We start from the raw sequence: 23,230 nt of genomic DNA on the forward strand, positions 1-23,230 counted from the left end.
CGATTGCTGAGTTGTTGGCGTCGTTGTTTGGTGCGTTTTTCATTCCTGGTGTTGTGGCTGTGTTTCGTTTGGGTATTGGTGTGGCGTTGCGTCAGTTGATGGTGCGGTTGGCGAGTTTCAGTTTTCGTGCGGTGGCGTTGCGGTTGGGGACGCGTGAGGGTTTGGCGCATCTGGGGGCGGCGGGTGTGCGGGCTGGTAGGCAGTTGGCGGTGGATGTGGCCAAGTACGCGGCGGCGGGTGCGGCGTTCATGGGTGGTCTGGACATCGCTATTGATGGTGTTCAGAACACGTTGCATACCGCGGGTGGTCAGCGGTTGCGGGAGGGTGTGGACTGGAACGCGTTCTTCATGTCGTCGGTGTTGGGTGCGTTGGGCGGCGGGTTCTTCGGCGTTGGCCGGTCGATAGGTCGTGGGCTGGACATCGTCTCGCGTGGGCTCCGGGCCGGGGTGGCGAAGGAGATCGAGGCGCTGGCGGGTCGGGAGGCTCGTGCGAAGGCGGCCAGGGGCTTTCGGGGTTTTGCTGACCTGGGTTATTCGGGGATGCAGGTGGGTATCGGTGGTGCGGCGGCGAACCAGGCGATCAACGTGGCGCAGGAGCCGTTGGCTGGTGCGTTGTCGAGGTTGTTCCCGCCGAAGGACGGCGCGTCGGCGGAGAGTGGTGCGGCGATGCCGTTGGCCGCTGCGACGGACGGTGCGTTGAGCCTGATGAGCCGTGCGCAGGGCGCCAGGGTGTCGACGCCGAACCTGTCGGTGGGGGACTTGTCTCTTGGCGATCTGTCCATCGGGGACCTGTCGATAGCTGAAGTCGGCCTCGGCGCTGAGAAGTCGGCTGGCGCGACTGACGGTGTGGCGCCGTTGGTCCACAGTGGAGCGAACTCGGTCACCGCGCCGGTGTCCACCGGACCTGGGGCGATGGACGCTTCGGAGGTGCGGCAGGGTACTCAGGAGACGGAGCCGCCATTGATGGGCGTCCCGGCGCAGGCGGAAGTGGTGCCCCTGGCACGGCACGGCTCGCTGGGTGACCTGGTCCAGCAGGTCGGTACGGAGGCGAGAAAGCTTGCCACCGGCGAACCGCCGAGGATCGAGCGGGCGGTGGTGGCCGCTCGTTACGGTGAGCTGACGCGGATTCTCGAGGATCGCCAGTCGGACATCGGGCGTGTGCATTCCACGGTCGTGGCCCAGTGGATCGCCCAGTACGCCTTGACCGGGGAACGCCCCCACGGACTCCTCGGCGGCGCTCCCGCCACCGTGTCCCAGCAGACCGTCGACGTGCCGGACGTCGTGAGCACCGGCCCGGTCCGTGAGGCGACTGGACCGTGGCGGCCGTGGCAGCGGAACACGGTGGTGGACAACTGGCGGGACCACGTGCTGACGGAGCATCCGTCGCTGCCGGCAGAACTGCGGGCGGACCTCGTGAACGCGGACAGCGCGGCGGACCTGTCCGGTCCGGGGCTCGCGCACCTGCGGACGTGGATCACCGGGATGCTCGGCGTCCACGACCTGGCCACGGGAAGGGACTTCGGGTTTGCGGAGGTGGCCAGGATGTCCGGCATCGCCACCGAGGCGGAGGTGAGTGAGTTCTGGGCGGAGGCCGCCGCCGCGCCCGTCGTCGAGGTGGTCGTGGGCCAGCCCGTCGTCCACGACATGGCCGTCCGACCGGTGCACGCTCTGGGGCCGGTGCCAGAGGACGTGCGGACGTGGCGGCAGGGCGCCCTCGGAGCACGCACGTGGCGGGAGTACCTGACGGAGCGCGACGGCACCCCCGACTGGCTGCGGTCGAAACTGGTCACCGCGCGGACCATGAACGACATCGGCCGGCAGGCCGCCCCCGAGCTGGACGACTGGCTGAACCCGTGGTTGCTGGGGATGCTCGAAGAACACCGGGTCGACCGTGTCACGTTCCGCACCGGGAAGGTCGCGGTGATGTCGGGCCTGATGACCGAACCCACCCTGCGGAGACGGTGGAACAGCTTCACCGCGTTGGCGGACGCCGTCGAGGCCCCGCTCGGGCCGGTGCCACAGGACGTGTTGACGTGGCGGCCCGGCGCGTTCGGGTGGCGACTGGACACCTGGCAGGAGTACGTGCTCGCGCGTGCCGGCACGCCCGACTGGTTGCGCGGAGTGCTGCGGAACGTCCGGAAGCTGAACGAGGTCCCGCCCTCGGTCGCGGCGGAGATCGAGAAGTGGTCGCGGCCGTGGGCGATGACCCTGCTCGCACACACCGACGTCGAGGAGACCGTGACGGCGTCCGGCATCCTCACGGCGACGACGGTGAGTGCCTGGGCGGCCGAGCGGGCACTGGTGACCGCCCATGAGGAGGCGCCGGGCGAGAGCGCGGGACTTCCGTCACTGCGACTCGACGGTGATCGCGAGGCCGACGTGGTGTTGCCACCCCTTCGCGCGGTGGTCGCGGCACTCGGGCTCGATGGTGTGCTGCCTGTTCGCGATGCCGCGCCGGGGCCGAGCCGGGAGGACATGCCACCACTCCCGGACGCGTGGCCTGCCGAGGAGCCGGGCGTACTCGGGCCGGTACCGGGGGACGTGTGGACGTGGCGGCCCGGTGCCTTCGGGTCGGCGGCGGTGACCTGGCGGGAGTATGTCGCGGGGCGCCCCGAGACACCCGACTGGTTGCGGACCGAGCTGCGTGTCGCCGACAGGTTCACCAACCTGCCGAGCCGGGTCGGGGCAGAGGTCAAGAAGTGGTTCCTCCCATGGGCGATGGGGATGGTCTCCGGGACCCATCCGACGGATCGGGTCCGGCACGGTATCGTCGAGACCGCCACGCAGTCCGGCATGGTCAGCAGATCGATGCTCTCCGGGTGGCTGAGTCCACCAGAGCCACTGCGCGTCGTGGCGCCGACTTCGGTGGGACCTGCCGCGTCCTTCTCACTGGACGACCTGACGCGGTTCGTCGCCGACGCGGCGAGGGATCTCGCGACCGGACCGCCCCGGCCGATCGGTCCCGCCGAGGTCGCGGGGGTTCACGCGCTGCTGACGGACACTCTCGCACAGCACGGGCAGAACATCGGTCGCATCCCTTCGGTGCACGTGGCCAGGATGATCGCCCAGTACGCGCTGAGCGGGCAGTGGCCACGCGGGCCCGCGGGCGGCGCCCCACGCGGCGGCGAGGTCGCCGGCAACCGGATCGTGGCAGGCGAGCCGGCCGGCACGTCCCAGGCCCCGGCGCGGGAGGAACTCGTCCGGCGGGAGCCCGACGCCTGGGGCCGCGAGACGTTCCTCGCGTTCGACTACGGCGCGGACCTGGCCGAGGCGTTGCGTGAGGTCGCGGCCACCGGCGATGCCGCGATGACCCTCGTCCTCCGTGCCGAGCGGGACGCCGACGGCACGGTCGACCCGGTGCCGGAACCTGCGCCGTGGGGCGCATGGCTCGCGGAGGGGCGAACTCCACCCGTGTTCGCGTTCCTCACCCTGCGGGGTGGTGAGTTCATCCGCTACGACGCCGGTGCGGTGGTGACGATGTCGACGCAGGAGGTGGCGGCGTCGCTCGTGGGCAGCCTGCGCCAGGACCGGCTGCGCCGACCGCTGGTCGTGTTCACGATGTACCACGGGACCGACCCGGACGGGCTCGCCAACGGGAGACAGCGCACCGCCGAGGTGGTCGAGGCCATGGGCGAACTCACGGGTGACCCCTGGCCCGGCTTCCACCACGTCAGCGCGAACCCGCCCATCGCGGAGTGGGAGGTCGCGGACGAGACCCGTCAGGGGCGGGGGATCGCGCTCGCGACGTGGGGCGAACCCTTCGAGGAGCACGGCGTTCTGTCGCTCACCGACGTGATGATGACGGCGTACGGCCGGATCGTGGCCCTACCGGGTGATCCGTCGAGGCTGGCGGAGTTGGCCGAGTTCGCCGAGAACGGGGCACCGGGACTCGCCGGCGCGCCTGGGCTGAACAGCGTGGTCGGGCCGGTGGTGCTCGTGCTCGACGGGCACGACGGCGGCGGGCACGTCCGCGTGGTGCTCGGGTCCAGCCGGTCGGTGGTGGAGCTGGGCGGCGGCCGGCTCGGCGAGATGCTCCTCCGGTCGGACCAGTTCCGCCAGCTGCTGCGCGACAGCGGCCGTGCCGTGGTCGTCGTCGCGCGTGGCGCCGGGACCCGGGTGGCGAGCGGGGGCGCCGGCTACGACCTGGCATCCGCGTTGCGGCACGCCGGGTTCTACAACGACGTGTACGCCCTGGCCGGCGACGCACAGGTCGCGCCGGACGGGTTGGCGTTGTCGGACGACTCCCGGTTCGAGCTGGTGTCCGTGCTGCGCACCGACGACGTGCGGCGGCAGACGCTGGACGACGCCGACGGCAGGCCCGTCGCCACCTTCCTGCGGTACCCGGGCGACGAGCGGCCGCTGGCGCTGGCACGCGCGTGGGCGTCCCGCGTGACCAGCGCGAGCATGAGCGCCTACCACGGCAATGCCGGGCTGGTCCCGTCCCCGTGGGACGACCGGCCGTTCATCGTCTTCACCAGCGGTGTGGTGACGCGCGACGACGGCGAGGTGCTCGTCGCGTCCACTGTGGACCTCGGGCGGATCGTGGCGCACGATCCCGAGGTCCGCGCCGGGTTGGCGACCGGATCGGGTGTCGTGAGCATCTCCAGGGGAATCGACCCGCCGGTCCTGTGGCTCGCCGTCGACGGTCACCTCGACACGGCCGGGATCGCGCCCGAGATGCTGCGTGGCGGGCACTGGCGCAGCCAGCTCACGCCGGCACCCGGTACGACGTGGGACCTGGCGCCGGACGGCAGGCTCACGCTCTCGAGCCAGGCGGGGACACCCGAGTTCCACCGGACCGGACCACCGCGTCCCGGCCCGGACGACGTGTTGTCCTACGCGATGAGCAACGAGCGCCTCGGCACCTTCGGGCAGTACCACCCGGACGATCTCGCGGCCATGCTCGGTGAGTCGAGGTACGCGGCGTCGACCACCGAGCTGACCCGGCGGGTGTACTGGCAGCAGTTCCTCGACGACGACTCCGGCGAACCCGTGCTCGGTGACTGGGGGCCGAGGGTGTGGCTCCACGGCACGCACGGCAGCCAGGAGGTGTTCTGGTACCACCTGAGGACGGGCCGGCCCGACGAGGTGGGGGACAGGTTCCCGGCGACCGGCGAGGAGGCCGCCCGGCTCCAGTTCTCGTCGCGGCTGTTCCGGTCGGTGCACCCCGACCCGGCGAACCCACCCGAGCTGCTGCTCCGCGTGTGCGAGGTCGGCGGGGCACCGCGGGACGGGGTGTCCCCGGCCCGGCGGTTCCGGGAGGAGTGGTCGCGACTCGGTGCGCCACCACGGGTCTGGTCCGCGTCGGACAGTGTGGTCTCCTCGACCCGAGGCGCGTTCGGCACGAGCGCGGACGGCGTGTTCGACGACGGCACCGGTCTCGACCCGATCCGGTTGGCGGACCTCGCGGCCAACCACCTGGACCCGGTGACGGTCTCCCCGGCCGACGGGGACGGGTTCGAGGCAGGCGTACGGCGCGCGGCGCGGCTCGTCGTCCGGGCGACCGCCTGGCGGCTGCGCAACGGGGCGGACCTGCCCGTCGTGACCGTTCGGGGCGGCGGCTTCGGGTGGCTGCGGGCCGCTGCCGACGCGGGCGTCGTGTTCACCGAGGAAGCCACCGCCGAGGCCGCGAGGCTGACCCGCCTGGGGCTGCCCGTGACTCCCGCGGACCTGTTGGTGCACCGGGAAACCATGTCCTTCGGGTACCGGGCGCCGTCGGACGGACGCGCCGAACTCGCGATCTCGGTCGACTTCCCCCAGCACGAGCTGGGCATGTGGGCGTTGCTGGACGCCGACGTCGCCGACGTGGCGGAGGCGTTCGAGTCGCTCGTGCCCGACGAGGACGACGACGTGTCCATGTCGTCGCCGAGGGACAGCGAGGGCGACGTCGAATGGTCCGAGGACGCCTCCGGAGAGGCCACGCCGCGACCGGACCCCACCGAGCGGGCGCGACTCGACGAGGCCGTCCACCGGCAGGCGCGCAATGACATCGTCGCCGGTCGGGTGCCGGTGGAGTTCTTCGTCGACGGCGTGCCGGGTGGTGTCGGCTCGGACCCCCGTGCACGGATCGGGCTCGAGGTCGAGGGCCGCGTGGCCACCCGGGAGGGCGTGTCCGACACCGACGCCTACGACGCGGCCGCCGAGTCGCTCGCGATCGCCACCAGGGCGGAAGGGCTGATCGACTGGCTCGACGGGCAGGACCTCCCCACGGGTGACCAGGTGGAGGCCACCGACAAGTGGGCGATGACAGGGGAGGTCGCCCACGTCAACGGCGTCGAGTTCAAGGCGCCGGTGCTGACGCCCGCCGACCGGCCGTGGCGGCAGGTCCAGACGCTGTTGGGGCTGTGGGACCACACCGTGGAGGCGACGACGACCGGTGGGCACGTCAACACGAGCTTCGCCGGTCACACCGAGCCCGTCACCTACGCCCGGATCGCGCAGCTCGTGAAGGCGTTCGAGGCGACGCTGTACCGGCTGGGGAACGTGCCGGGCGGGGCACAGCACCGCGACCTGCGGTTCGTCGGCCCGAACCCCGTGCCGGTCGACCCGTTCCTGGTCCGCACCGTCGAGGACGTCGCGGCTCTGGGCCTGAACAAGCACGACGCGGTGAACTACCGGCACGTCCGGGGGGATGACGACACCGACCGGCTGGAGTTCCGGTTCTGGAGCGGTAGCAAGGAACCTGCGGTGTGGCAGGTGCGGACGGAGCTGAGCCTGGCGATCCAGCGCGCCGCGGAGAACCCGGCCAACTTCGCGCGGCTGTCCGAGTTGGCGATGGACCCGGACCTGTTGTGGCATCCGGGAACCGAGCACCTCACCGACGAGGTGCGGTGGCAGCGGTTCCAGGAGCTGCTCAACCTGTTGGACCTCGCTCCGGCGGTGCGCCGGCAGGCGGTCCAGCTGTACGCGTGGACCCGGCCGTGGCAGCGCACCGACCAGAACGATCTTTCCCACCGCGCGCTGTCCGTCGCCGCGTGGGGTGACCGCGTGTACTTCCCCGTCCCCGGTGACAGCGTGGCCGACGCGTTCGCCACCGTCACGTCGATGCCTCGATTTCCTGGCGTCCACGTCGTCAAGGCCACGCTGGACGTGGACGTCCAGCTGTGGGACGGCAGCGCCATGGACGGCTACGAGCAGTTCGCGAAGACGCTCCACACACGCTTCGAGAACAACACGACGGCCTTCGTGTTGCTGGTTCCGGAGGCGGCGGTCCGACCGCACCCCGGCACGCTGAGTCCCGCGGAGACCGTCGTCGAGGTCACGGGGTCGCCGGTGCTGGTCCCGGCGGGTGAGACCCGTGAGCACCCGGACGGGCGCGTGTTCTCGGCCGGCGGGTGGATCCTGTTCAACGAGGCAGCCTTGAACAGCGGCGGCGGCCGGATCGTGGACGAGGACCTGGCCGGCGCGGTGGACGCGGCCGGGTTCGGCCACCGGTGACCGGTCCCGGCTGGTGGAGTGTTCGTGAAGTCGAGCCGTCCATACTCGGTCGTGCGCGTCGCCGGGTGGTCGGGAAAGGCGTCGCGTCGCCATGTCGGAATGCGGCGAAATGGCGGTGACTACGGCAGTTGGTGGGGTTCCGTTGAGGTATTCGTCAGCGGTGGGCGGTGTTGCGGTGAGGTACGGGAGAACTGAAACGGCCGGCCCGGTGGGCCGGCCGTGCGGTGTCCGAGGTCGTCGGTCACCGGTGGTCCTGTTGCCGCAGGTCGGTGCCGGTGTTCCAGTCGAAGTCGGGGTCCGTCAGGTGGGCCTCCTGCTCCTCGATGATCCGGACGAGCACGTCGGTCATCACGTCGGACCAGTCGCTCATGAATTCGCTCCCTCGTGGTGGATGTCGGTTCGGGGAAAGCTCGATGTCCTCAGTTTCCGGTGCCCGTCTTCACGTCCTCTCCACGTGCCGGGGAAAACGGGAATGCGTGGGTATGTTCGGGCAGGTTCGGCGGTTGACCGTCCCGCGCTCCCCGCCTCGCCGGTCGCCGGGGGCGCCGGTCACGTCAGGATGGGTGCGGCGCAGGTGAAGGGAGGCGAGGTCAGGTGACGGGGATCTTCGGTAGGGACCGTGAGCTGGACACGCTCGACCAGGCTCTCGACAGTGCGCTGGGCAGTGCCGAGCGGCACGTCCTCGTGGTGGTCCGCGGCGGCGACGGCATCGGCAAGTCCGCGCTGCTCGGTGCGGCGGAGGGCCGGTGGCGTGACCGCGGTGTGCCGGTGCTGCCCGTCGGCTACGCCGACGAGGTGCCCGAGTGGGACCAGTTCGGCGTGAGCGCGCTGGTCGCGACGGTGACCCGGCACTTCGAGGAGTTCGGCGACCCCGCCCTCGCCGACTCGCTGGACGCCGTGCGCAGGCTGTGCGTGCCGGAGACCTACGAGTCCTCGCAGCCCCGGTCCAGCCTGCTGTTCGAGCTGGCGAGGCTGTTCACCCGGCTCGCACGGGACGGCTCGCTCGTGGTGCTCGCCGACGACGTGGACGCCCTCGCCTCACCGGCCTTCGCGCTGGCACCCGCCTGCCGCCCCGGGTGCCTCGTCGTCGCGGCGGCCGGCGACGGATCGGCCCACCTCGAGCTGGAACCCGTCGCCGACGGGGTCATCGACCTCGACGTGCTGCCGGACGACTGCGTCGGCCCACTGCTCACCAAGCTCGTCGGCGCTCCGCTCGACGAGGGTGACCTGGCCGCGATCCGCTGCGCGCTGGGGCCACTCGGCCGGCACCCCGGCACCCTGGTCTCCACCGTGGAGCACTTCCGGCGCGAAGGGCAGCTGGCCGTCGTGCACGGCAGGGCGTGCCTGGCCGCGGACGTCACGATCATGGTGCCCCCGGACCACAGCCTGATCGCGCACATCGGCCCGTTCGGCTCGAACGGACGCCACCTGATGGCGCTCGCGGCGACCTGCGCGCGGTTCACCGTCGACGACCTGCCGACGCTCGCCGCGACCACCCGCAGGGACCTGGCCGGCTACGGCCCGGCCGTCGACCACCTGGTGGGGCTCGGCGCGCTGGAGTGCGGTCAGCACGGCAGGCTGACCTGCCCGTCGCCTGCGCTGGCCGACCGGCTGATCGCCGACGCCGGCCCGAGGATCACCCTGCTGCACAGCGCGATCGTGCGGCACCTCGTGACCCTCGACGAGAGCGCGGTCGACCAGACGACGCTCGCCGACCACGTCGCGCTCGGCGGCATCCTGGTGGAGCCGAGGCCGTACTACGCCGACCTGCTCGAGACGCACGCCGACCGCCTGCGCGAGAGCGACCCGACCCGCGCCGCGCGGTACCTCCGGTCGGCACTGCACCACCTCGACATCCGCGGTCCCCGGCGCAGGCGGATGCTGCGGGACCTGGCCCGCCTGCTGGTGCGCATCGGCCGGGCCGACCTGCTCGCCGAGACGCTCGCCGCCGAACCGCTCGACGACGAGTTCGCCGCCACCGCGACGGTCGCGGCCCTGTACATGTCCCGCCCGGTGCCCGACGACATCGCCGCCGCCATGCCCGAGGCCGCGGCCTTCGCCCAGCGGTGGTACTCCGGCGCGCTGCTGACCGGACCGGCGGACCTGTCGTGGTGCAACGCGCTGCCGACGCGGCCGGTGGCCCCCGACGCCGAGACGGCGCAGGCCATCGAGCTGATGGACCTCGCGTCGCTGCTCCAGGCCAGGATCGGGGTCGGCGCCGTCGCCGGGGACGCACCGCTGGCGCTGCACAACCGGGTGGTCCGCCACTACCACGACGGCAACTGGAAGGCGGCGCTGTCGGCGATGCGGCGCCTGGAGCTGTGTGCGCCACGCGACCTCGCCTCGCTGCCGATCGCCAGGCTGCTGGCGGCCGAGATCTGCGCCGCGCGCGGTGACCTGCGGCGGGCGGGGGACTGGTTCGCGGCGGCCGGCACCGACCGCCGGTTCGTCGCGCTCGCGGGGTGGGTCGAGGCCGGCATGCGCTGGCGCGAAGGCGATCCCGACGCCGCGTTCGAGCTGGGCTGGCAGGCCTACCGGAGCGCGGAGCCCGGGCTTCCCGGCGTCGCCCGCCTGCTGGCACGGCTCGCCGTGATCACGGCCGCAGGTGGCCGCCGCGACCGGGCCGCGCAGGTGCTCGCCGCGCTCGAGAAGTCACGCGACCAGGGTGGCCGGCAGACGCTGCTGCTCGTGCGGGGCGTCGTCGACCGCGATGCCGCCACCGTCCGGGCCGCCGCCGACGTGGCACGCAGCCAGGGCCACCAGACCGAGCTGCTGACCGCGTGCCTCGCCGCGGGCGAGCTGGCCGACGAGGCGGGGCCGTGGCTGCGGGAGGCACACGACATCGCGCGGCAGCTCGGGTCGCCGTTCGCGCAGACCCGGGTGCGTGCGCTCATGCAGGACCGCGGCGTCGTCGCCCCGAAGGCCAGCACGCGGCGCACGGGGCTGTCCCAGACCGAGGTGCGCATCACCGAGCTGATCAGGGACGGCCGGACCAACCGCCAGATCGCCGTGGCGCTGCGGGTGAGCGAGAAGAACGTCGAGTACCACCTCTCCCGGTTGTTCGCCAAGACCGGTTCCCGAACCCGGGTCGACCTGGCCGCCGCGGCGGTCCGGGGCACTCTCGACCCGATCAGCGCGTGACGAGCTAAGGAAGATGGACGTGGGGCAATCAGTGATCACGGTCTCCCGGTCGGTGTCCGGGGGCTATCGGTCGATCGCCGACGCGGTCGCGGCCGCGTCGGACGGTTCGCTGATCATCGTCGGCGCCGGGACCTACACCGAGAACCTCGTGCTGACCAGGTCGGTGACCATCACGGCCGAGAACGGCCCCGGCTCGGTGCGGCTGTCGGCGCCGAAGGGCGTCACGGTCGCACTCGCCGCGGAGGCGGCTGCCCTGTCCGGGATCGTGGTCACCGCCGCCGACGCGGAGACCCCCGCGGTGCTCGCCGCGGCCGGGCAGCTGAGCATGACCGAGTGCGAGGTGGTCGGGGCGGGGTGGTGCGCGGTCTACGCCAGGGATCGCGGCGCACTGCTGATGCGGGACTGCTCGGTGCGCAACCCCGGTGGCGCGGGCATCGTGGTCACCTCGCAGACCGGCAGCGTCGTGGACGGCTGCACGCTCACCGGCATGGGCAGCTCGGCGCTCGTCGTCGCGGAGAACGGTTCCCTGACCGTGCGGTCCTGTGAGGTCGGTGAGTGCGGGGCGAACGGCATCTGCCTCAACGGGCGGGGCCGGGCGGTCGTCGAGGACACCAGGATCACCGGGGCGGGCAAGCCGGCGTTCGCGGTCGAGCAGCAGGCTTCCGCCACGGGCAGCCGGATCTCGGTCCGTGACGTCGCGGGGATCGGGTTCTACCTGGCGAGCGCGGAGTCCGTGACGCTGGAGGAGTGCTCGGTCGAGCGCAGCGGCGGCGAGGGCGTGTTCGTCGCCGAGGACTGCGCGCCGGTGCTGCGGTCGTGCCGGGTCGTCGGCGCCGGTGGCCACGCCTTCCACTTCACCGGGAAGTCGGCCGGTACCGTCGCGGGCTGCGAGGCCAGTGGCAGCACGGGGTCCGGCGTGAGCGTCACCGAACGCAGCACCGCCGAGTTCGACAGGGTCACCGTCACCGGCAGCAGGCTCGCCGCGGTGCGGGTGTCCGGCGCGGCGGACCCGTTCTTCACCCGACTGTCCATCGTGGACGCCAAGGGGGCCGGGGTCGAGCTGGCCGACGGCGCCCGCGGCCGGTTCGAGGGCGTGGAGATCGACCGTGCCGGCGACCAGGGCCTCACGATCGGCGGCGGTGCGCGGCCGGTGGTCAGCGGGCTCTCGATGCGTGCGATCGGCTCCGACGGGGTGTCGATCACGGCCGCGGCGGCCGAGCTGTCCGACTGCGACATCCTCGGCGCCGGTGCGGACGGCGTGCGGGTCGGCGCGGGCGCGGAGCTGGTGCTGACCAGGTGCCGCGTGCAGCGCAGCACCGGCACCGGGTGCCGGTTCGACGAGGGCTCCTCCGGGACGGTGACCGACTCGGAGTTCGTGGACAACGCCGCCGACGGCATCCAGGTGCACAGCACCGACGCGGTCCGGATCGCCGGCTGCGCGGTGCGGGACAACCGGGGCTCGGGCCTGCGGCAGGTCCGGCCGAGCACGCTGCTCGACGTCACGAACCTGACCAGCACGGGGAACAAGCTGCCGGACGCGGTCGGCCAGGCCGGCGGCGTGTCCGTCGCGCCGCCCTCCGCGCCCGCCGACTCGCCGGCGCGTCCGGTCGTGTCCGCACCCATGGACGAGCTGCAGGCGCTCGTCGGCCTCGACGGGGTCAAGCGCGAGGTCACGTCCCTGGTGAACCTGAACAGGATGGCGCAGCGGCGGCGTGAGGCCGGCCTCTCGGCACCGCCGATGGCCCGCCACCTCGTGTTCGCGGGTGCGCCGGGCACCGGCAAGACCACCGTCGCCCGGCTCTACGGCGCGATCCTCAACGAGCTGGGGGTGCTGCGGTCGGGTCACCTGGTCGAGGTCGCGCGGGCCGACCTGGTCGCGCAGATCATCGGCGGCACGGCGATCAAGACCACCGAGGCGTTCAACACCGCCCTCGGCGGGGTGCTGTTCATCGACGAGGCGTACACGCTCAGCTCATCCAAGGGCGGCAGCGGCCCCGACTTCGGCCGCGAGGCGATCGACACGCTGGTGAAGCTGATGGAGGACCACCGCGAGGACGTGGTCGTCATCGCCGCCGGCTACTCCAAGGAGATGGGCACCTTCCTGGAGGCCAACCCCGGAATGGAGTCCCGGTTCTCCCGCACGATCGAGTTCGCCAACTACACGCCGGACGAGCTGGTCACCATCGTGCGGTCCCAGTGCCGCAGGCACGACTACCGGCTCGACGAGACCGCGGAGCTGGCGTTGCTGCTGTACTTCGAGAAGATCCCCAAGGACGGCACCTTCGGCAACGGGCGCACCGCGCGCAAGGTCTTCGAGTCCATGGCCGACAGCCAGGCGTCCCGGCTCGCGATGAGCGACTCCGTCGCGCCGGCCGACCTCGCGCTGCTGACCGCCGACGACCTCCAGCTGGTCGTCAGGTGAGCCGCCTCCGAGCCGCCGTCGTGGCGCTGGCGACCGCGGTGCTGGTCGTGGCCATCCCGGCCGTCGCACCGGCCCAGCCCGCGAACCCGCTGCCGGCGGGCCAGCAGGGCTGCCTGCCCGCACCGACGGCGACCGATCCCGAGCAGCCGTGGGGCCTGCGGCAGCTGGCGCCGGACCGGGTCTGGCCGTTCACCACCGGCGGCGGCGTCACGGTGGCCGTCGTCGACACCGGCGTGGACGCGGCGACGCCACAGCTCGCCGGCCGCGTGCTCCCCGGCACGGACGTGGTCAACCCGGGCGCCGGCCCCGGCGACACCGACTGCTACGGGCACGGCACGTTCGTCGCCGGGATCATCGCCGCCATGCCCTCGGCCGGCACCGGGTTCACCGGCGTCGCGCCCGGCGTGCGGATCCTGCCGGTGCGGGTGGCGAACAGCGGCGACGACGTGACCGCGGGCGCGATGGCCAGGGGTATCCGCGCCGGGGTCGACCTCGGTGCGGACGTGGTCAACGTGTCGGCCAGCACCACCGTGGCCGACCAGGAGCTGGCCGCGGCGGTCGACTACGCCGAGGCCCACGACGTGCTGGTGGTTGCCTCCGCGGCGAACAGCGCCCAGGCCGGCGACCCGGTCACCTACCCGGCCTCCTACCCGACGGTCATCGCCGTCGGCGCGGTCGACCCCGACGGCAAGCGGGCGGACTTCTCCCAGACCGGGCCCTACCTCGGACTCGTCGCACCGGGGGTGGACGTCGTGAGCATCGGCCCGCGTGGGCCTGGGCACTGGCAGGGCAGTGGCACCAGCTACGCGGCGCCGTTCGTGGCGGGCACCGCGGCCCTCGTGCGTGCCTACCACCCGGAGCTGACGGCTACACAGGTGCGGGCCCGGCTGCGGACCACGGCGGACCACCCGGCGGCCACCCTGCCCGACCCGGAGTACGGCTGGGGCCTCGTGAACCCGAACGCGGCGGTGACGGCGGTGCTGCGCGACGAGCCGACCGTGTCGAACGCGCTCCCGGCGGCCAGCCCGCCGGTCGTCACGCCCCCTGACGAGTTGGGGCCGATCCTGACCGTGGCCGGCCTGGCGACCGCCGCCGTGCTCGTGTTCGCATTGTGGTTGTCCGCGAGGCTCGGCCCGGCGGGCAGGCGCAGGCGCTGGCGGCCCGCGCGAACCGTGACCGTCGCGAGCGCGGTGCCACCCGGCCCGGTCCAGCGGAGGTGATCGATCGTGACCAGCGGACCAGCTCCTGACACGGCACGCAACGCGGCGGTGCTGGACCAGATCGTGCCCTCGGTCGTCGCGGGCACCGCGCCGCCGCTGGTGGTGCTGGCCGGCCCGGCGGGCGCGGGCCGCAGCACGGTGCTCGACCAGGTGGGCGAGGGACTGCGGGCCAGAGGTGTGCGCACGCGGACGATCCGCTGCTCGCCGCCCCCGTTCGCCTCGCCGCTCCACACGATGCTGAAGCCGGTGCTGCGTGCCGATGTCGCCGCCCTGCTGATCGACGACGTCCAGTGGCTGGACCAACGGTCACTGGAGGCGCTCGAGGTACTCGTGCGCACGGCCCGTGCCGCCGGCCTGACCTGCGTGTGCACCGCCGGGCCGCCGGCACCCGCGCAGGGCCGCGCCGCGTTGCGGCGGTTGCGGGAGGAAGGCCTCGCCACGGTGCTCGGGCTGCGTCCGCTGGGCATGGCCGACGTCGCCGCGCTCACCACGCGTGCCTTCCAGGCCAGGCCAGACCGTCGGCTGGTCGCCCGGCTGCGTCACCGCACCGCGGGCAACCAGGCGGCTCTGCACGGCGCGCTCGCCGAGTACGGGCGGACCGGCGCGATCCGCGTCCTCGCGGGCGGCGCGTTCCTGGACGCGACCGAGGGCGAGCCGGACCTGCCCGAGCAGCACCAGCTCGTCACCGCCGTGCGGCGGCTGGGCGCCGACGTCTGGCGGGTGGCCAAGGCCACGGCCGTGCTGCACCCGCTCGGCGCCGCACTGCCGGAGCTGGCCGGCACCGCGGTCACCACGGACCTGGCCGTCGTCCGGCACGCCCTCGACATGCTCGTCGACCGCGAGGTCCTGCGGCGGACCCGCCACGGCTGGCGCTTCCGCGTGGAGATGGTCGCGTCGGCGATCGTGGCGCAGCTCGGCCCGTACGAACGGCGGCACCTCGCCGGCACCGCGATCACCGCGCTCTGGAACGGCACCGCGGCGTGCGACGACCCCGCCTACCGCGCCGACCAGCTGGCGGGCGCCGGCAAGCTCGTCGACACGAGGCGTTCGTGCGCCGAACTGCTCGCGCACGCCGACACGGCCTCCGCCGCACCGGGCAGCCGGCACTGGCTGCGGGCCGCCGCCAACCTCGTCGCGGACCCGGTCGAGCGGGCGGTGCTCCTCGCGAGGTACGCGTTCGCGTGCTTCCGGCACGGTGCCTACGCCGACAGCGTCGCCACCGCGACGGCGTTGCTGGACGACCACGCCGACCACCTGCGCGACGACGCCCGCGACGAGCTGTCCCACCTGCTCGTGCTGGCCACGCACGGGATCGGCGACACCCACCCGGAAACGCCGGACCCGGCGCCACACGAGGTCATCGGCGCCGCCACGGCGTTGCTCGCACTCGACCGGCCGGACGACTGCCTCACCCTGCTCCGCCGGGCCGGCACGTCCCACGTCCGGCACCTCGTCGAGGCCCAGGCACACCTCTACCGAGGCGACCGCGCGCGGTTCGACGCGGCGGTCGGGGCGGCCGCCAGGCAGGCCGCGGGCCGCGTCGAGATCGCGCAGCTGCGGTTGCTGCCCGCGCTGGTCGCCGGTGATGCCGACGACGCGGAGAAGGGCCTCATCGCCGAGTCCGTCCCGGCGGACCGGCTGGCGATCCCGTACCAGGCCGTCCTCCTGTTGCAGCGCAACCGGTTCTCCCACGGCGCGGAGCTGGCCCACCAGGCCGTCGCCTCGGGCGCGGTCGCCGGCGCCGACCCCGCCTGCACCGTGGTGTACCAGTGGCTCGCCCACGCCGTGCTGGCGCGCGGCGACCTGGCGAGCGCGCGTGCGTTGCTCGTCGCCGCACGGACCGCACGGGCCGCGCTGCCGCACCTGCTGGACGCCACCGAGGCGGTGATCGACATCGCGCTCGGGAACCTCGAACAGGCGAGGACGCGGTTGCGGGACGGCCTCAGCACCGCGGCACTGGCGGGTGTCGTGCTCGGCACCGACCAGCTCCTCGTGCAGCTCGCCGAGGTCGAGTTCCTGCTCGGGAACACCGCTGGTGCGCGGTCGTGCAGCGCCGAGGCCACGCGGATCGCCGAGAAGGCCGGCGGTGTCGGGGTGGGACACCTCGTCGCGCAGGCGGTCGTGGCACACGACGGCGCCCTGGCCTCGTCGGCGACGCGGCTGGCGGTGGAACGGGGACAACCGCTGGAGCTGGCCGCGGCGGTCGGCAGGCTGGCGTCGCACGGGCTCGCGCCGGACGAGGCGGTCGCCGACGCCTACGAGCTGCTCGACGACCTCGACGCGCTGCTGTACCGGGCCTGGCTGCGCAACGTCATGCGTGAACGGAACATCCGGGTGCCCGGCCGGGCGAGGACCGTCGTGGAGAACGAGCGGCTGCTGGCCGGGCTCGTGGCCGACGGGCTGAGCAACAGGGAGCTGGCCACCGTCCTGGCTGCCAGTGAGAAGAGCGTCGAAGGGCGGTTGGGCCGGCTGTTCACCCGCACCGGGTACCAGTCGCGCGTGGCGCTGGCGACCGCCGTGCACAGCGGCGAGTACCAGCCGGAAGGAGGACTCGGGAGATGAGGCCGACCGTGATGGAGATGACGCCGCGCGCGCCGGTGGCCGCCGGCGACGACCTTGAGTTCGACTGGCGGGACACCACGCTGACCGTCCGGTCGAGGAGCGAGGCGCCGCCGGACCGGCCGCACCCGCGCATGCGCACGGCGCCGGGCCACGTCGTGGTCCTGGTGTCGGCGGTGGCCACCGCCCACCCGGACCTCGGGCTGGCCGTGGTGGCCGCGCTGCGTGCGGCCGTGCGGGGACCTGGCGTGCGCACGGTGTGGCTCGCGCCGACCGGACCCGCGCCGGACCCCGCCTGGGTCCGGGTGGTGCTCGCCGAGTTCGCGGTCGACGTCATGGCCCCGCGCGGCCCGCTCCTCGGCACCCCGGAGACCGGGCTCTACGCCGGACCCGGTGGCTGGCACCGGTTCTCCCGCGAGGGCGCGCCGGTCCTGGCCGGCGACCGGTTCCCGGTGCCAGCGTGGGAACGCGCGCTGCCGAGGACCGTGCTGAACGGCGGCGACGTGGTCGCCGAGCCGGTGCTGGCCGGCCTGGTCCTGCGGCGTGCCGCCGGGCCGGTCATGGAGTGGGTGTCCCAGGTGCCGCTCGACCCGGTGCGGCCACGGCTGGTCGTCGACGGTGTGCTGCCGACCCAGGCCGCCGCGTTGCTGACGTCCCTGGCGCCGGCCGTCCGGGAGTCGGTGGTCGTGGTGCCGGGGGACCGAGTGGTCGCCGGTCTCGGGTGGATGTCCCATGTGGCCGAGAGCTGTGGGCACCCGATCCTGTTCAACACCGGTGTGCCCGCGCAGGACGGGTCGGTGGTCGCGGGCTTCGGCACGGACCGGACCTTCCGGCCGTTCGCCACGGTGCTGCGCCAGCGACCCGGCACGGTGGAGCAGGAGGTGTGCGACGTCGCGCCGGCACCGTCCGGGTGGCGTCGGGAGGGGCCGGCGCGGTACCGGTCCGAGGGGGCGGTGGCCGAGGTGGTGCCGAGCGGGTTGGTGCTGCGTGACTCGCCGGCCGGTCCGGTGAGCGCCCCGTTCGACCCGACGGGCTGGACGCTGACATTCGGCGCCCCGGGCTCGGACGTGACCGCCGAACTGGTGGCGGCACTGACCCGGTTGCTCGCGACCATCGGCACGGACCGCCTGCGGACGATGCGGATCCGGGTCGCCGGCCGTGCCACCGGACCACTGCGCGACCGGATCGTCGCCATCGTGGCGGACGCGGGCGCGGTCGTCGAGGCCCCGGACCCCGAGCCGGACGGGCAGGCCGCGATCGTCGGCGCCCAACCCACCGAGGTCATGGGCTTCCCTTCGGTGCGAAGGGGTTTCGCGTCGACACCACCCGCCGACACCGGCCGGGCTTCGCGGGCGGTGTCCTCCGCCGAACCGTCGGACGCGTCGTCCCTGACCGCGATCGGGGACCGGCTCGACTCGCCCCCCGTCGCGGTCGTCACGGAGGTCGCGGGGGCGGCGAGGGTGCTCGTGGAGTCCGGGCCGGCGCTCACCGCCCCGGAACTCGTGGCCACGGGTTCCGCAGCGCCCGTCGAGGCCCCCGAACCCGTTCAGTCCGAAGAGGACCCCGGGCTGGTGCGTGCGCGGGCCTGGCCGGAGCGGGCCAGCACCTCCGGGCAGCAGACCCGGTTCGCCGCCGCCGCGGGCGGCACCTTCACCGACGGGCTGTCCCTCGTGAACTCCGCGCTCGCCACCTGGCCCGCGCTGCGCCGCGACGACGACCCCGGCGAGAAGGCCGACTACGTGGCCGTCTGCGTGTACCTGACCCGGGGACCGGGCGGTGCCGTCGCGTTGAACCGCGCGCTGCGGGCCGGCGAGGCCGTGCCAGAGGACTACCCGGCCTGTCTGGTGTCCGGTCTCGGCAGGCTCGCCGTCCAGCGCGGCGTGGTCCTGCGCCAGGTGATCGCCGACCCGAGGTGGTCGGCGCAGACCGTGCTGACCGACCCTGGGTTCGTCAGCACCAGCGTCCGCCACGACATCACCGTCGACGGCGCGACGGCCGACCTGCTGATCCTGCCCGACTCGGCGCGGCGCACCTGCGAGCTGGTGCGCAACCGGCCCATCGACGAGGCGGTCTTCCTGCCAGGCAGGCGGTTCCGCGTCCTCGCGGTGCGCACGGCCGAGCCGGCCAGGAACGACGACAGCGACGACCCGACCGTGCCCACGACGGCCTACCTGGCCCGTGAGGTGGTCCCCGACGAGGAGGACACCGCGGCCGCCGACGAGAACGCACTGTCCAAACTGGACCGGGCGTGGCGCCGTCGGCAGCGGGTGCGCCCGAACCTGGTCGACGACCAGGACATCGCGCAGCGCCTGACCCTGCCGATGGCCACTGTCTGACAGCACAACGAGAAAGGCGCGGTCGAGGAACCTCCTCGACCGCGCCTTTCTGCTATTCCGAGCGTCGTGGCGCGCCAGGCACCAGCGGGGTCTGGACCAGTCGAACCGCCCGGCGGCGGTTGACGAACTGGACGCGGCCGGTCGGCAGCGTCCTCGGCTTGAGCGTCCCGAGGAAGGAACCCGCGTCCTTCGGGCAGGAGAACATCAGTGCCGGGGCACCCAGCTCCCACATGCGCCGCAACGTCGGGTTCATCATCGCTCGGGCGCCGCCGGCGGTGCTGCGCGCGACCACCAGGTGCAGACCGATGTCCGAACCCTGCTGGAGCAGCGGTGCCAACGGTGCCAACGGATCCGTGCCGCCCTCGGCCAGCTCGAAGTCGTCCACCAGGATGAACAGGCGCCCCCCGGTCCACCAGTCGCGTTTGGGCAGCCGGTCCGGGGTGATGTCCGGGCCGGGGACGCGTGAGGCCAACAGCTCGGCCGCCTGCTTGACCGCGTCGCGGAAGCCGTCCGAGGCGACCGTGTAGTTGATCTGGTGTTCCTGGGGGATGGTGTCGCGCAGCTCGCGGCGGAAGTCGGCGAACATGACCCTGGCCTCACCCGGCCCGTAGTGCGCGGCGACCGACTTCGCTATGTGCCGCAACAGGTTCGTCTTGCCGGTCTCCGCGTCGCCGAAGACCAGCAGGTGCGCGTTGGCGTCGAAGTCCAGCCACTGCGTGGCCAGGGCGACGTCCTCCATGCCCAGTGCCATCCGCATGTCCGCGGTCGGCGACGGCGCGGTCGGCTTCGGCAGCTTCGCCGAGGGCAGCTCGTGCGGCAGCAGCCGGACCTTCGGCGCCTTCGGGCCGCCGGGCAGCGCCAGCGACTCCGCCATCTCCACGGTGGCCTCGGCGAGGTCGTCGGTCGTGCCGCTGCCGTCGATGCGCGGCAGCGCGGTGAGGAAGTGCAGCAGGGTCTTGGTGATGCCACGTCCCGGCACCGCCGGCACCTTCGCGGCGAGCCTGCTGTTGACCTCGGAGTCGATGGGGTCACCCAGCCGCAGCTCGAACCGCGTGCCGAGCACGTCCCGCAGCCACGGCCGCATCTCCGACCACCGGCCCGCCGCGATGACCAGGTGGATGCCGAACGACAGGCCACGCGCGGCCAGCTCGGTGAACCGGTCCTCCACCTCGTCGAAGTCCTGCCGGATCGTGTACCACCCGTCGACGACCAGGAACACGTCGCCGTACGGGTCCTTCACCTCCAGCTCACCGTTGGCGCGGGCGCGCCGGTAGCTCTGCATGGAGTCGATGTTGTGCTCCGCGAACAGCTTCTCCCTGCGTGACATGAGGTTGCAGATCTCGAGCACGGTCCGCGTGACCCGGTCCCGGTCGAGCCGGTTCGCGATGCTGCCCACGTGCGGCAGCTTCGCCAGCGACGACAGCGTGCCGCCGAAGTCCAGGCAGTAGAACTGCACCTCGGCCGCGGTGTGGGTGAGCGCGAGCGCGCTGATGATGGACCGCAGCACCGTGCTCTTGCCGCTCTGCGGGGCGCCGACGACCGCGACGTTGCCCTTGCTGCCCGACAGGTCGGCGAGCAGCGGTTCCCTGCGTTGCTGCGCGGGCACGTCGACCAGTCCGACCGGGACGGTCAGGTTCCCGGTGCCGTAGCCGCCGACCGGGCGTGGGCCGAGGGTCCGGTGGTTCACCAGCGGTGGCAGGAGCTGGTCCAGCGTCGGCGACTCACGCAGCGGCGGCAGCCACACCTGGTGGGCACGCGGGCCGAGGTCGCGCAGCCGCTCGATCAGGATGTCCAGCATCGTCTGCGACGGCGTCTCCTCCTCCGGTTCCTCCTGCACCGGGGCCGGTTGCGCCGCGGGCGGCAGGTAGCCGGTGCCGAACGGCACCAGCTGCTCGTTGACCAGGCCGCGGGCACGTGCGCGTGCCGGCCGGTAGACCGACGACGAGTAGGCGGCCTTGAACCGCACCAACGTCTGCGTGTCCGGCCGCAGGTAGCCGTTGCCAGGGCTCTTCGGCAGTTCGTAGGCGTCCGGGACACCGATGACGCTGCGGCTTTCCATGGCGGAGAACGTGCGAAGGCCGATCCGGTAGGACAGATGGGTCTCCACCTTGTGGATGCGTCCCTCGTCGAGTCGCTGCGAGGCGAGCAGCAGGTGCACGCCGAGCGATCGGCCCAGTCGGCCGATCATGGCGAAGGTGTCGATGAACTCCGGTTTGCTGGACAGCATCTCGGAGAACTCGTCGACCACGATGAACAGCGCGGGCATCGGCTCCAGCGGCACGCCCTGTGCCCGCGCGGCCTCGTAGTCCCGGCGCGAGGCGTAGTTCCCCGAGGCACGCAGGTGTTCCTGGCGGCGGTTCATCTCACCGGTGAGTGCGTCCTGCATGCGGTCGACCAGCTCCAGCTCTTCGGACAGGTTGGTGATGACCGCCGAGGTGTGGGGCAGCTGGTCGAACCCGAGGAACGCGGCACCACCCTTGAAGTCCACGAGGATGAAGTTCAGGTCCTCGGACGAGTGCGTGGTCGCGAGCGCCATGACCAGCGTGCGCAGCAACTCGCTCTTGCCGGAGCCGGTGGCGCCGACGCACAGGCCGTGCGGACCCATGCCCTCCTCCGCGGACTCCTTCAGGTCCAGCTCGATCGGCTGGCCGTTGCTGGCGATGCCGATCGGCACCCGCAGCCGCCGCCTGGCCGACATCCGGTCCGCCCGGTACCGCATGGGGTCGAAGCCGCGGACGTCGCCGAGCCCGAGCAGGACCGGGAGGTCGTAGTCGGTGGCCAGTGGCTCCTCGGCGACCTCGGCCTCACCGACCCGGTAACGCGACATGGTCCGCGCCAGCGTCGCCGCCGCGCGTGCGGTCATGTCGTCCGGTGTGCACACGGGCCGTGCGTCGGGGTTGCCGAGCCGGTCGAACGTCACGCTGCTCACGAGGTTCGCGCCGAACTCCAGGAACAGCGTGTGCGTGCGGTCCTGCCACGACAGCGCACCGGACACGTCCAGCACGACCGCGTTGCGGTAGCCCTCCTCGCCGACGCGGTGCTCCGCCGCGGCGGTGACGCCGTCCAGCACCAGGATCACGAACGGTTCCGACGCGGTGATCGGCGTGTCGGGCTCGAACCCCGGCCGCCCCGTGAAGGCGCCGCCCCCGAGCAGGTTCTCGGCGTCGGTCACGCTGTCGGTGACCAGTCGCCTCGGCCCGGCCGCGTCCCGCGAGTCGGGGTCGTGCGCGTGCGGCAGCCACTTGACCCAGTCCCAGTGGGGACGGGCCTCGTCGGACGCGCACACCGCGATCCGCACGTCGCCGGGGCCGTGTGCGGTGGCCGCCTGCCCGAGTACGGCTCGCGCGAGCCCGCGTGCCGCCTCGACGTCACCGTGGAGCTGGATGCGGGCGAACCCGCGGAGGTACACCGCGATCGGCGCGTCGGGCAGGGACGTGTACGCCCGCATGAACCGGCGCAACGCGTGTGCGGACAACGGTTCCAGCTCCTCGACGGGCCGGGTCTCCGGTGGCACCAGCTTGAAGGTGGCCCGCTGGGTGCCGAGCCCGATGCGGACGTCGCCGAAGTCCTCGTGCGCCGGCCGCCGTTCCCACAGCCGCGAGCTCATCGCCATCGACCACAGCGCGTCGGGGCTAGGGTGCGACCACCGGCCCGCGCGCTGCTGCTTGTCCAGCGACCTGCGCACCGTCCGGCGCAGCTGTGTCAGGTAGCGGAGGTAGTCCCGGCGGTCGCCGGCGAGCTTCTGCTTGTGCTGCACGCCGGTGCGCATGAACTGCGCGACCAGCATGCCGATGGACGCCAGCATCATGACGCCACCGCCGATGTAGGCGATCAGCCCGGAGCCGGGCCGGATGAAGATCAGCACCATGGCGAGCGAGCTGAGGCTCATCGGCGCGTACATCAACACCGAACTGATGCCGCCGGGCGCCTGTTCCGGCACCGACGGCGGCTCCTGCACGGCGATCTCGTCGTCCGGTGTGGACGGGCCGAACCGGCGCGCCTTCCGGCTGAACAATACGGTCCCCACGGCGTGCTGTCCCTTCCTGGGTGGTTTCCCGAGTGCCCTGGTCAGCGGCCGTCGATGCCGGTGTGGTCCGGCGTCGTGGTGGCTACCGT

The 23,230-nt window shown here is 72.8% G+C and carries 8 protein-coding genes; 6 read left to right on the plus strand and 2 right to left on the minus strand.

The features are described from left to right. Positions 1–209 precede the first annotated feature (209 nt). A complete protein-coding gene (locus CLV71_RS47015; protein ID WP_133909492.1) occupies positions 210–7,436 on the plus strand; it encodes a hypothetical protein in 7,227 nt (2,408 codons plus the stop codon). A gap of 241 nt (positions 7,437–7,677) precedes the next feature. On the opposite strand, the gene CLV71_RS50370 is transcribed toward CLV71_RS47015, so the two are convergent. Continuing rightward, positions 7,678–7,806: a hypothetical protein gene (locus CLV71_RS50370; protein ID WP_279588815.1), complete on the minus strand. Its 129-nt coding sequence runs from the start codon at positions 7,804–7,806 to the stop codon at positions 7,678–7,680. A gap of 224 nt (positions 7,807–8,030) precedes the next feature. On the opposite strand from CLV71_RS50370, the gene CLV71_RS47020 reads away from it, so the two are divergent. The 5 genes from CLV71_RS47020 to CLV71_RS47040 are packed head-to-tail and all read left to right on the plus strand — an operon-like array spanning position 8,031 to position 19,114. Beyond that, positions 8,031–10,577 carry a helix-turn-helix transcriptional regulator gene (locus tag CLV71_RS47020; RefSeq protein ID WP_133909493.1) on the plus strand — a complete coding sequence of 849 codons (2,547 nt, stop codon included), beginning with the start codon at positions 8,031–8,033 and terminating at the stop codon, positions 10,575–10,577. Between the two features lie 13 nt (positions 10,578–10,590). Then, the gene (locus CLV71_RS47025; protein ID WP_243867554.1) at positions 10,591–12,999 is read left to right on the plus strand and encodes a right-handed parallel beta-helix repeat-containing protein; all 2,409 of its coding nucleotides are present in this window, start codon (positions 10,591–10,593) and stop codon (positions 12,997–12,999) included. Further along, entirely contained in the window at positions 12,996–14,219 is a 1,224-nt protein-coding gene (gene mycP, locus CLV71_RS47030) for a type VII secretion-associated serine protease mycosin (protein WP_133909495.1), read from the plus strand. Before CLV71_RS47025 ends, mycP begins: the two co-directional genes overlap by 4 nt. 6 nt (positions 14,220–14,225) lie before the next feature. Further along, positions 14,226–16,781 (plus strand): hypothetical protein, encoded by a 2,556-nt coding sequence (locus CLV71_RS47035; RefSeq protein ID WP_133909496.1) that lies wholly within the window; start codon positions 14,226–14,228, stop codon positions 16,779–16,781. Further along, positions 16,778–19,114, plus strand: coding sequence for a hypothetical protein (locus CLV71_RS47040; protein ID WP_133909497.1), 2,337 nt, complete (start codon positions 16,778–16,780; stop codon positions 19,112–19,114). The genes CLV71_RS47035 and CLV71_RS47040 overlap by 4 nt, the downstream gene beginning before the upstream one ends. A 52-nt stretch (positions 19,115–19,166) precedes the next feature. On the opposite strand, the gene eccCa is transcribed toward CLV71_RS47040, so the two are convergent. Continuing rightward, positions 19,167–23,141 (minus strand): type VII secretion protein EccCa, encoded by a 3,975-nt coding sequence (gene eccCa / locus CLV71_RS47045; RefSeq protein WP_133909498.1) that lies wholly within the window; start codon positions 23,139–23,141, stop codon positions 19,167–19,169. Between the last annotated feature and the right edge of the window lie 89 nt (positions 23,142–23,230).

Source organism: Actinophytocola oryzae (assembly GCF_004364325.1).
GTDB lineage: Bacteria > Actinomycetota > Actinomycetes > Mycobacteriales > Pseudonocardiaceae > Actinophytocola > Actinophytocola oryzae.